10 protein-coding genes are annotated in these 12106 nt (G+C 37.8%); 1 reads left to right on the top strand and 9 read right to left on the bottom strand.

Features of this window, described 5'->3' with window-relative positions; genetic code table 11:
* Nucleotides 1–18 precede the first annotated feature (18 nt).
* The 7 genes from K332_RS0120130 to K332_RS23025 all read right to left on the bottom strand — a co-directional run bounded on the left by K332_RS0120130 (nucleotide 19) and on the right by K332_RS23025 (nucleotide 7167).
* Nucleotides 19–225: a hypothetical protein gene (locus tag K332_RS0120130; RefSeq protein ID WP_026909090.1), complete on the bottom strand. Its 207-nt coding sequence runs from the start codon at nucleotides 223–225 to the stop codon at nucleotides 19–21.
* Between the two features lie 32 nt (nucleotides 226–257).
* On the bottom strand, nucleotides 258–407 hold the full coding sequence (sspO, locus tag K332_RS0120125) for a small acid-soluble spore protein O (protein ID WP_026909089.1): 150 nt from the start codon (nucleotides 405–407) through the stop codon (nucleotides 258–260).
* A gap of 256 nt (nucleotides 408–663) precedes the next feature.
* Complete coding sequence (locus K332_RS0120120; RefSeq protein ID WP_026909088.1) at nucleotides 664–2802, bottom strand: YhgE/Pip domain-containing protein; 2139 nt, start codon at nucleotides 2800–2802, stop codon at nucleotides 664–666.
* A gap of 81 nt (nucleotides 2803–2883) precedes the next feature.
* On the bottom strand, nucleotides 2884–3063 hold the full coding sequence (locus tag K332_RS24315) for a hypothetical protein (protein WP_156914247.1): 180 nt from the start codon (nucleotides 3061–3063) through the stop codon (nucleotides 2884–2886).
* 365 nt (nucleotides 3064–3428) lie between these two features.
* Complete coding sequence (locus K332_RS0120110; RefSeq protein WP_084288185.1) at nucleotides 3429–5153, bottom strand: sulfate adenylyltransferase; 1725 nt, start codon at nucleotides 5151–5153, stop codon at nucleotides 3429–3431.
* Between the two features lie 134 nt (nucleotides 5154–5287).
* Nucleotides 5288–6820, bottom strand: a complete 1533-nt coding sequence (locus tag K332_RS0120105; protein WP_026909086.1) for a solute symporter family protein — start codon at nucleotides 6818–6820, stop codon at nucleotides 5288–5290.
* Complete coding sequence (locus K332_RS23025; RefSeq protein ID WP_051359561.1) at nucleotides 6820–7167, bottom strand: DUF485 domain-containing protein; 348 nt, start codon at nucleotides 7165–7167, stop codon at nucleotides 6820–6822. Before K332_RS23025 ends, K332_RS0120105 begins: the two co-directional genes overlap by 1 nt.
* 556 nt (nucleotides 7168–7723) lie before the next feature.
* On the opposite strand from K332_RS23025, the gene K332_RS23020 reads away from it, so the two are divergent.
* A complete protein-coding gene (locus K332_RS23020; protein ID WP_084288181.1) occupies nucleotides 7724–11422 on the top strand; it encodes a S8 family serine peptidase in 3699 nt (1232 codons plus the stop codon).
* A gap of 96 nt (nucleotides 11423–11518) precedes the next feature.
* On the opposite strand, the gene K332_RS0120090 is transcribed toward K332_RS23020, so the two are convergent.
* Both K332_RS0120090 and K332_RS0120085 read right to left on the bottom strand, forming a co-directional pair.
* Nucleotides 11519–11698, bottom strand: a complete 180-nt coding sequence (locus K332_RS0120090) for a hypothetical protein (RefSeq protein ID WP_026909084.1) — start codon at nucleotides 11696–11698, stop codon at nucleotides 11519–11521.
* Nucleotides 11699–11740: 42 nt separating this feature from the next.
* Nucleotides 11741–12097, bottom strand: a complete 357-nt coding sequence (locus tag K332_RS0120085) for a DUF4181 domain-containing protein (protein WP_026909083.1) — start codon at nucleotides 12095–12097, stop codon at nucleotides 11741–11743.
* Nucleotides 12098–12106: the final 9 nt, after the last annotated feature.

Genomic DNA, 12106 nt, shown 5'->3' with positions numbered 1-12106 from the left:
GGAAGGAGACGCCCCTCACTATTCATCATTAACAGGATTTCCCCGCATCATTTTCTCAAACTTTTTCAACTGTTCATCATGAATTTCAGTTAACGTACTAAATTCAGTATCTCGACGTCGTCCTGTTTTCATGCCGATTTGGGTTCCTATAGAATCATTAATAATACTTTCTTTTTTTCCATCAGGATGTGGTGTAGTTTTTGTTCCAGTGTCTCGTTGCGGCATATTAGGAACTCCTTTTTTCCAAATTCAACCTACTACTGACGCTTTTTTGTTTTTTTATTATTATATTTTTCATTCGGTGTTAGTGGCTCATTCGCAAATTCATGGTCGAATTGTTTAGACAGCTTTTTTCTTACAGCTTGTTCATCACTGAATCCACCGCTACTTAGCTTCTTTTTCGTCATAAAAAACACCTCCACACCACTAGTTTTCTTCAAATTGCATTAAATATGTTCGCTTCTATTTATTGGATAGAGCCATGGGGACGGGTTCCTCGGCTTAATTCTAGCTATAGTCACGTTGTCTTTTTATCTTTACAACCTTATACACTTTGCTTTGATGATTTACATAAACTACAGCTATTTGTAGCAAAGACTACAGTATTTGCTCGTTTCAGTGTAGAAAAAAGCAGCCATGGAACCTGTCCCCATGGCTGCTTTTTTAATGAAACAATCCTGATTCTTTTGCTTTTTCTTTTAATTTATCTGTCTGCTTATTAATTGCTTCTTTCAACACTCCGCCTATTACTACGGCTATTAAGCCAAATAATCCCAGGAATAGCAAATCATGTAATACCTTATCCCATATAATCCCTCCAACAGCTTCTCGCATCAATGATATAGCATACGTAAACGGTAAAAACGGACTTATTGTTTGGAAAAACTCAGGCAATAGAACAACCGGATAAGTCCCACCTGATCCAGCTATTTGGAGAACCAACAGAACAATTGCTAATGCTTTTCCAACATCACCAAACACGGAAACAAGTGTATAAACTATCATCATGAAAATAGCACTGCATATCATTCCGAAAATTACGAACCATACTGGCTCCCGTACTTCTACTTGTAAAATTAACATATCACCTAAAGTTACGATAACTGTTTGTAAAAAGCCAATAGTTAGGAAGGTCATCATTCTTCCGGCATATACTTGTCTACCTGTAATATTCTCATTAGGATGATGCATATCTGTTGATAATAATGAAATTAACAATAAAGCTCCAACCCAAATAGCAAGAACAGTATAGAATGGTGTCATCCCTGTTCCGTAATTTGCAATCGAAAACACCTTATTTTCATTAAGAACAACTGGCTCTTCAAAAAATCCTCTCTCCGCTTGAGGGTCATTTTGTAACAGATTTATTAATTCATTAATATCAACTTCCCCTTGAATTTCCCTAACACGATTTGCGAGTTCATTCACTTTATCATTAATGTAAGGAAACTCATTGGAAGCTTCATATAGAATAGCTTCACCATCGGATAGTTTATCTTTTGTTCGTTCCAGCATTCCTGATACCTCGGGAATTGTGGCCTGAACCTTTTCTAATACTTCTCTTGCCTTATTCACTGAATCTTTTGCACTCGCAACTTTTTCTGTTACAGTAGGTCTAATAACCTCTTGATAATCTTCTACAAATGTATCTAACTCGGTTTTAAGTGTAGAAATATTCCCCTTTAGATTAGGAAGCATCTGATATAATTCTGCATATTGATCTGGTAAATTAGATATTTGATCATTTATATTCGTTACATTCTGCTCTAACGTTTGAATTTCCTGTATTGTATGATCCAATGCATCATTCGTTTCTTGCGTATTTCCTTCTATATTTTTCAACTCAGTTAATGCTTGTTCCATATTGTTTAAGGAATCCTGTGAAGTATTCAGCTGTCCGGAAAGTTTCTCCAAATTCTCCCCAGAAACATTTTCTTCTAATTTTTGAACCAAGTCATTGGTCTCCGTTACAACAGTTTGCATTCTAGCTAAATCTTCTTCAATTTTCGGTTCCATTTCATTTAGTTTTTGCTCCGATTTATCCAACAAACTGCTTGCATTCTCTACAATATCCATTCCCTTATTTGCCGCGTTCTCTGCTTCTGGTATAAAACTTTGAGCTTGACGAATCATTTCATCCCCGCGATTAGCGTCATCCAAAGTTTCATTAAGCATCGTGTGAATTTCTGGGAGCTTTTCTTGTAATGTAAAAAGATAATCCTCAAACTTTTGAATATCAGGTAAATTTTCACCAAGTTCGATTCCAATTTCATTAAATTGTTCAAATATAACTCCATTAACTGTCGAAGTAAATTTTCGAGTTATTTGATCCACAATCACACTTGCACCTTTATCCGTAATCTTCGGTGCAATCGCATTTATTTTTTGATTTACATAATACTCTACTTGGGCTTTCTCTGGATTGTCGCTGATTACCGTTCCTAAACTTTCAGAGAAGTTCTTCGGGATAACGATAACTGCATAATAATCACCATATTCTAAACTGTTCATTGCAACGTCTCTGTTAACGAACTGCCATCCCATCGATTTATTCTCTTTTAAAGAATCGACTAATTCATCCCCAACATGAATTTCCTGCTCCCTAACAACTGCACCCTCATCTTCATTAACAATTCCAATAGAAATTTTCTCTGTCTGAGAGTATGGATCCCAAGATGCAGCAATATTAAACCACGCATATAGGGAAGGAAGTAAAATTAACCCACCAATTAATATTGCGGCAACCCAGTTTGTACCAATGTTTTTGATGTCTTGTAAAAATATCTTCAAACTTGCTTTCATCTGTCTCATTCCCATTGTTGTTATATTTCTTATCGTGTCCTAAGGACTGGATATCATCAAATAATAGTACAATATTTTCGGCTATTTCTGCAATAATAAGATTATCTTTGGCACATTATTTTCAGCTAATATTGGAGAAATATCAGCATACGGGAGCATGGTTTTTACGTTTCTGCTTGCTGGGGTGTCTTCCGGTTTACTGTTACTTCGTCCGATTTCACTTAATATTGGCTGGTATGCTTGAACTTCGGCCGTTTTCACCAAATATCAGCCAGATTATCGTTACTTCGGCCATTCTCACGAAACATCAGCCAGTACGCAAAACTTCCGCCATTCTCACGAAACATCAGCCAGTACGCTAAAACTTCCGCCATTCCCACGAAACATCAGCCAGTACGCTAAAACTTCCGCCATTCTCACCAAACATCAGCCAGTACACTAAAACTTCCGCCATTCTCACGAAACATCAGCCAGTACGCTAAAACTTCCGCCATTCCCACGAAACATCGGCCAGTCTACCATACCTTCAGCATTTGCCAAATTTCTACCATCATTCCTAACACACTCGCACCAATAGTCCAAATAACAAAAAAGCACCTGCGCCAAAAGCACAGGTGCTTACATTTCTAGTCCTCATCTCCCCCACGATACCTCTTATAAGGCAGTGGATTCCAAGTACGATACTCCAACTCATCTTTACGCAATGCAGCAGGAATATCCTTTAAGATTCGCTTTGCTACTTCTAACTCACGCTCTGCTTCTGATTTATCTTGGTACATAAACTCATCGGAAGCCTTATCCAAAGCTTTATCAACCTTTTCTTCCAGATTTTCTACAACCATCTCTTGCTGGTGGCGAATGGCTTCGCGAGCCTCGGCCACCCAGTCTGGTTGTACATTACGCAGATTATCTGTTGTATAGCTAAATTCGTCAAATATTCCTTTATAAATCTTGTCTGCATTGTCACGAACATCATTAACAACAGCTTCTAAATCCTCAATCGTTAATTGCTCAGCAGCAAGTGGGTTTCTACGCTTTGGTCCACCAATGCGAGTATTTTCTAGATAATACGGGAAAATACTCTTAATGGTTTTACCAACTGGATTAATTGCTAGACCATTCTCATCAACACCTTTAGGTTGAACCCCTTGCATCGCAATTCGTGCAGATTCTGGTCGTACAATTTCTTTCGGTGGTAATACACCGTAACGTAACAACTCTCGAATACCAGTACCAGAAATATTAATTCGATACTTTTTATCATGAGGACAAGTTTGCTCAGTCGCTGGGTTATCACAGCGTGTACAGTAAAATACTTCATGGAACAAGCGAACATCAATACCTAACTCATCCGGTGTAAACTCATCAAAAATGGAGTGACTCGCATATTTGTCATAATAGTCACCGATACCAGCATGATCTCGGCCAATCAGGGCATGTGTACATCCATAGTTTTTCATAATTAATGCGTGCAGAACGGCTTCCCGTGGCCCAGCAAATATATATGTTACTCGTAGTGGTGCGAGCATGGTTCTTTCTTTTGGATAATATTCTTCTAGCACGGCACGATAGGATAACATACGAAATTCGTGCCTTGTATATTCTCGTTTTGCCATTTCCACTAGTGGCTGCACAAATAATCCATCCATTTCTTCTAGTGCATTACGATGAATATATTCATGCCCACGGTGCAGTGGGTTAGCACCTGTAATGAATCCACCAACTGAATTCATTTTCTTATCTTCATAAAATAGCTTCCATGTATCTTTCGGTTCCATCCGAATACTTTCAAATGGCCCCCAATGTACACGGCGAACTAATGTAATTGGACCAGCTAGTGCTGTATCACCCATACGACGATAAATTGCGTCAACGCCTGGATGATCACGATCCTTCGTTCCAAAAACATGCTCCGCACGGAAATCACGATCATAATGGAATATATCCTCTAATTTTAAAATGGCAACTGGTACTCTTGTTTCATCTGCTAGAGCTATTTCATCTCCCACTGACAGCCCTTCAATAATCTGCTTATTACGATCACCAATTGGTGCAAAACTTAAAGGGACTGGCCACACTACTCCATTTGTTAAACGGCCTTCGGTTAATACAGACTTATAATCTGCCTCATTCATAAAGCCCTCGTTCGGAGATAATACACCTGTTGCAATCATTTCAAGTGTAATGACTGCTTCTAAATCAACCATTATCATTGGTAATTGTTTGGCACGTTCTAGTTCTTCCTCTGCCTCTTTTCCCCTAAGTACTCTATCCACTAATTTCCCCCCATGTGGTTGCTGTGGATAGCTTGCTAATTTCTCTTCCGTTAATACTATAGTATCTTGACTCAAGATCTCTCCTCCTCATTTTCCCTATTTATTACACTATATTTATAAAAAACAACTATCATACGTATTAATTCAGTCCATGGGGACAGGTTCCTTGGCCGAAAGGGCCAAGGAACCTGTCCCCATGGCTCTCTGGCCTATTGACCGCGATAACCAGTATTTGCTCGAACTTTAACCTCGGCATATTTCTTGAAGTCGTATTCCTTAGAGAACACTGTACCAAAATATCCACCTAGGAAACCTATTGGTACACTGACTAATGCTGGGTTATCTAATGGGAAGATTGGATTCCCCACAAATAATGCTGCTCCTTCAACTGGTGAGAACACACTAGGACTCATAGAAACAAGAACTAGCGCAGAAATTAATCCAGATAATAACGCCCAAACCGCACCGGAAGTGTTGAAGCGCTTCCAATATACGGTATATAGAATAACCGGTAAGTTCGCACTAGCCGCAATACAGAAAGCTAGTGAAACTAGAAATGCTACGTTTAGGTATTGTGCACCTAAAGACAAAACAATCGAAAGTACAGATACACCTAATGCTGCATAACGTGCTGCAAGCATCTGCTCACGCTCTGTTGCCTTTCCTTTTTTAATTATTTCCCCATAAATATCATGTGCAAATGCTGACGCACCAGATAAGACAAGACCTGCCACAACCGCTAAAATAGTTGCGAATGCTACTGCAGAAATGAAGGCGAATAATATATTTCCACCAATTGCTTCTGCAAGTAACGGTGCTGCCATATTTCCACCAGAGTTTGCAGCAAGGATTTCACTTTGACCAACATAAATTGCAGCCCCAAATCCTAGGAATAATGTAAGAATATAGAAAATCCCAATTGTCCAAGTTGCTGTAATAACTGAGCTTCTTGCCGTTTTTGCATCCTTAACGGTAAAGAATCGCATAAGGATGTGTGGTAATCCAGCTGTACCAAGTACTAATGCAAGCATTAAGGAAATAGTTCCTAATGGATCGGTGTACTTGATTCCTGGGTTTAAATAATCTGCACCATGACTTGTGGCTGTTTTCACTTCTGTAAACATTGCCCCTATATTAAAGTTAAACTTCATAAGGACAATGAACGAAATGATAACCATACCAGCCATTAATAATACTGCCTTTGTAATCTGAACCCAGCTTGTTGCAATCATTCCACCAAATAGGACGTAAATCGTCATCATGACTCCAACGATTAATACAGCAATCCAATATGGAATATCAAATAATAGCTGAATAAGTGCACCCGCACCCACAAGTTGCGCAATCATGTAGAAAAGGACAATCGTAATCGTACTAAGTGCAGCCGCTCCCCTTACTCTCTTCGCATTAAAACGAGAGTTAATCATATCTGCTAGCGTGTACTTTCCAAGATTACGAAGAGGTTCTGCTACAAGGAGTAGAACTACTAAATATGCAATTAAAAATCCAATACTATAGAAAAATCCATCAAAACCATTTAACGCAATAGCACCAGCAATTCCAAGGAACGATGCTGCAGAGAGATAGTCACCAGCAATCGCAAGTCCATTTTGCCATCCCGTAAGTCCCCCACCTGCTGTATAGAAATCACCAGTTGATTTTGTGCGTTTTGCTGCAAAATATGTGATTACTAAAGTAAGCGCAACAATTGCAAGGAATAGAATTACTACGACTGGATCCATTAGGCATTACCTCCTTCTTCAATCTGCTCTCTCACAATTTGATCAGCATCTTTGTCAAAGGTATTAGCCTTTTTAACATACACAGAACAAATTACCCAAGTCATTATGAATTGCGCAACTGCAAATACCCAAGCCCATGTAATATCACCAAATACTGGTGTGTTCAAAAATGTTCCATAGGATGTGGAAATCGGTAATAAGAAATAAAATACCAAGAAAAAGATTGTCATCGGTACGATAAATTTCTTTTTGTTTTCCATTAGCCTTTTAAACTGTGGACTACTTTCTACTTTTTCAAAATCAATATTTTCCTTCTTATGTTCTCTCACAAGCTTTGGTTGAGCCATAAAACCATCCTCCCCATTTCCAAAATAAAATATTATTTGTAAGCGCTTACCAAATAGTATAATAATTTTGTACATTCTAAATATTAATTTAGTTTAAATGGTTGGATTTTGTGTATGAATGGTGTTAAATGGATGGTGAATGGTTACAAATTACATGTGAAAAGTTTTATTCAAATTCTAGTTCTAGATTTCTCCATCGGATACTACTTTTTCACTACACCTAATATACTAACATTTTGTTCTTAATAAAGAAAATATTTATTGATTTTTCAAAATCTTATTGTATAATTCAATTAAATGAACTTGTTTTCATTTTGCTTTTTACCTATTACGTTCTCAATTAAGAACAAATGAATAGGTAAGTATAACGTGCCTATATTTTTTAAAAAAAGGAGGCCGAAACCCTTATATCAAATCTATAAACCAAGAAAATGATAACGAGTATTCGTTTATTTGAATTGGGAATTAATAGATTCTAACGTTCTAAGAGATTAGTAGATTATTAAACTCCGTTACTTAGGCACATAACGGATAATAGGAGAAGGGAGAAATTTAATTGCGTAGAAAAAAGTTTACAAAACTATTTAGTAGTTTCGCGGCATTTTTAATGGTGCTTTCGTTAGTATTGCCTGTATCAGCAAATGGATCGACTGATGTCCAACCATTTAAGGAGCAACAGCAAAGTGAGAAAACGATGCAGTTAAAAGCTGCAATTGCTGAGCAACAAGCGGCTTCAGAAGGTTTACCGAGGTTACACAAGGATTTACGAGATAAATCCGGTAATGAAATGGTTCCAGTTATTATCCATTTATCGGAAAGCCCGATAGCTTTGGAGCAAGGGATTGCTGAGTTAAAAGGTAAATCTTTATCGAATTCAAAAATAAACGATATTCGTAAAACTATTCAAAGACAACAGGTAAATGTTAGTAAAGAAATGGAAGTAACAGGAATTTCCTTTGAAAAAGGTTTTACTTATGATACCGTTCTAAACGGATTCGCTGCTGAAGTAAAAGCGGACGACCTTAATAAACTTCTAGCTGTTAAAGGCATTACATTAGTTGAACCTGATGCAACTGTATATGCCGAAGATGTTAGGAATTCAAAAGATAGATCTTCTTTCAAAGAAAAGAAGCCAGTAGATTCATCATCTAATCTGGAAAAAGACTTGGAAATTGGTATTCAAATGAACACAAGTATCGACCACTTAGGGATTGAAAATGTTTGGAATGAGGGCTATAAAGGAGCTGGAATCAAAGTAGCTGTACTTGATACTGGAATTGATCCAGACCACCCAGAATTCCAAGGTATATATAAAGGTGGAAAGAACTTTATTGTACACAGTTCTAACTACGCTCGCGAACGTGCAGATGATGATGCTCGCGAAACATCACCAAAGGACCGCCCATCACATATGCCTGAATTTGATGCTGATGGTCGCTCATTCTGGACAGATCACGGTACTCACGTAGCTGGAACAATTGCAGCAATTGGAGCCAATGAATATGGTATTAAGGGAATTGCTCCGGAGGTTGATCTATATGCATATCGTGTTCTAGGAGCATATGGAAGTGGTGCAACCTCTGGAATAATTTCAGCTGTTGAACATGCAGTTAATGAGGATATAGATGTTATCAACTTATCACTTGGTGGAGGAAGTAACTCAGAGAATGATAGTTTAGCCTATGCGATTAACAATGCAATGATGGCTGGTGTAATATCAGTTCTTTCATCCGGTAACTCAGGTCCTAATCGTGCAACAGTGACAACACCTGGTACATCACGTCTTGCAATTACTGTTGGTAACACGACTAATCCAGAAACACAACATAATGGAGAAGTATCAGTCACAGTCGGTGATGACTTCAGTTTTGCAAAACAACTACAGTTTATGGGAACAACTTTTGGACAAGATTTAGCTGACCAACTTGCTGGGGAGTATGAGCTTGTGGCAGTCCCAGGATTTGGTAATGTGAATGACTATAACGGTATTGATGTTGAAGGAAAAGTTGCCCTTATTTCCCGTGGAGAACTTGCATTTGTTGATAAAATTGCTAATGCAAAGGAAAATGGTGCAATCGCTACTATTATTCACAACTTCTCCGGTGGAACAAATGCACCAGATGTATCAAATGTGTTCTTAGGTGATTCATTCTCCTTCATTCCTACAATTGATATGTCTGTTACAGATGGAGAGGCAATTCGCGCTGCACTTGAGACAGGACCAGGAACAGTCACATTTGGAAACTACAATTCAACACAGTCTACCGGTGATGATGTGAATGATTCAAGTTCTCGCGGACCATCTTCTCCAAACTTTGACATTAAACCAGATGTAACAGCACCTGGAACGAATATTATGTCATCTATTCCAGCTTACAAATGGGATTATCCAGATGCAAGCTATACAGAGTCCTACGATCGTTTTACAGGAACATCCATGTCAGCACCACATATCACTGGAATCGCTGCTCTTATCCAACAAGCAAACCCAGATTGGGATGCGTTTGATGTAAAAGTAGCCCTTTCCAATACTGCTAAATTACTAGACACAGAAAAATATGATGTATTTGCTCAAGGAGCTGGACGAGTAGATGCCTATGCTGCAGCATTCCCAAGTGTACTAGCTTATGCTGAGGATGAAGCAGTACTTGATTCAAGTGGAGAAATTGTACCTAACTTAAAAGGAACAGTTACATTTGGTCCACAAGATCTAAGTGAGGAAATTTCAGTAACGAAGCAAATTCGTGTGAAAGATCTTAAAGGTTTAGGTGGGGACTTCAATGTGGAAGTGGATGTAACAAAGTCATTCTCTGATGCATATTTGATGATTGATAAAGAGTCCTTTACGTTAGCTCCGAATGGTGAAGAATTAGTAAATGTAACGTTAGTAGCTGGAGGACAAGAAACTCAAGCTGGAGATGAGTTTTTAGGATATATCCATATTAACGGTGGAGAAAACTCTATTTCCTTACCATTTGCAGCTGATTTTGGTGGGGAAGCAGCGACTGAAATTAGGGATATGAGTATCACAGAAACAGACCTTTCCTTCAATGGGGACGGTGTGAATGATTCAGCGATGCTTTACTTCACTATTACTGGAGATGTCGGAACTAACTATATTGAACTTTGGGATATTGAAGACCCTAATGGCGGAGAATATGGCGATGGTTATATTGGCTACTTACATGCGGGTAATTCATTAGGTGCAGGTTCTTACCAATTAAATATTGCTGGACAATATAGACCATGGGCAGGCAACCAAGATTTAACCAATATTCCTGATGGAGTATATACCATTGACTATACAGCACAATCAGCAACAGGAATAATCGGTGACTACGTAGGCCCAGTTTTTATTAAATCTACGAAACCTGCAATTTCAGGTGAAGTTGAAGGAAATAAATTATCTGGTTCAGTGGCAGATAAGTATATTGATTATAAAGATGTACTTGCACCTTATGGATTAGATTATGATCTTAATACAAAGCTTAGCGCCTCTTATGTAGCAACTAGTGGTGGTGTTGATGGTAATGCAGTACCATTAACACTAGACCAAGACGGTTCATTCGAAATTAATCTTCCTGATGGCGCCGAAAAGGTTACTGTTCTTGTAGATGATGCTGCAGGAAATAGTGGTCAGGTAGAATTTGAAATCGAACAAGATGAAGAAGCAATAGTTACTCTATCTGTCGATCCATCAGAATTGAACCTTGAAGAAGGTGAAGAAGCTGAAGTTGTAGTAACGCAAACTACTACAATCGGTGACGAGTCTACAGATGAAGATGTAACTGCACAAGCTGAGTATTCTGTGGCAGATGAGTCCGTTGCAACTGTAGACGCAGGAGTTATAACAGCTGTTGGAGCTGGAGAAACAACAGTAACAATTACTTACGGTGATAATTCCCTAACAGTAGATGTATCAGTTGTTGAAGGTGAACCAGATCCGGATGCCGAAGTGACATTAGTTGCTAATCCTGAGATTATGCTAGTTACAGTTGGCCGTACTGACAACGTTACAATTACAGAAATAACTACAAGTAATGATGGTACAACAGAAAAGGATGTAACAGAAGAAGCAACCTATGTACTAGCAAACGAAAATATTGCATCTGTGGATAAAGGTGAGATTACTGGACTGAAGCCAGGTATTACAACAATGACTGTAACTTATAAAGATAATTCCGTAACAGTCATACTTGCTATTGCTAGCGCTGATGATCACAGAACACCTAGACCTTTACCAATCGACAGATAATAACAGGATCAGTTTTATCAATCCAAACAAACTATTTTAACGAAAGAAGAGCCAGCATTCATTGCAGGCTCTTCTTCTAATTTATATAACGGTCAATCACGATCTTGCCGTAGAACAAAATTTAACAGCCCAGCAAATATAATTAATATCAATTCTTCCTATAATGCACAACTCTTTATCATGACTCACATAAACATCAATAGAAATTTCTTTTTCGCTAATATCATAATTAGGGATAGTACGATTGGATTCATTAACTAAATTATATTTTTCCAATAAATCTCTCCCCTAATTTAATGATCTTCAGTCAAATATCTTTTATGTGAAATACAAAATCGGTGCTCCAATAATAACAATCAAGTACGTAATTGTATCCAAAATGGTAAGTATGTACTCCTTTTCTTCTTGCTCGTATTTATATTCCATATAGGCCTGAAAGAGTAACAGTATTAACGCAATAAAAGCAATACCAATTATTAGGTATACGAAGAAATAGGAGAGTATTAGTAGAGTAATAGCTATACTAATCAATACTCGTTCTCCCAATTTATGTGTATTATTAATATGTCTGTCCGAATTTGGATAGATTATTATATTATATTTTTTTCTTAGAAATTTTGTTATTAAAAACTTGATAGCTACGATAAAAATAATAAAGACTAACGCCTCAAGCATCTTCCCTCT

Source organism: Paucisalibacillus globulus DSM 18846 (assembly GCF_000482485.1).
In the GTDB taxonomy this organism is placed as follows: domain Bacteria; phylum Bacillota; class Bacilli; order Bacillales; family Amphibacillaceae; genus Ornithinibacillus; species Ornithinibacillus globulus.
This window is presented reverse-complemented; position numbering and strand designations above follow the sequence as displayed.

Bases quoted from the DNA above. Each gene is read 5' to 3' on its own strand.
- K332_RS0120130 (WP_026909090.1), bottom strand. From the start codon at position 225: ATGCCGCAACGAGACACTGGAACAAAAACTACACCACATCCTGATGGA.
- sspO (WP_026909089.1), bottom strand. From the start codon at position 407: ATGACGAAAAAGAAGCTAAGTAGCGGTGGATTCAGTGATGAACAAGCT.
- K332_RS0120120 (WP_026909088.1), bottom strand. From the start codon at position 2,802: ATGAAAGCAAGTTTGAAGATATTTTTACAAGACATCAAAAACATTGGT.
- K332_RS0120105 (WP_026909086.1), bottom strand. From the start codon at position 6,820: ATGGATCCAGTCGTAGTAATTCTATTCCTTGCAATTGTTGCGCTTACT.
- K332_RS23025 (WP_051359561.1), bottom strand. From the start codon at position 7,167: ATGGCTCAACCAAAGCTTGTGAGAGAACATAAGAAGGAAAATATTGAT.
- K332_RS0120085 (WP_026909083.1), bottom strand. From the start codon at position 12,097: ATGCTTGAGGCGTTAGTCTTTATTATTTTTATCGTAGCTATCAAGTTT.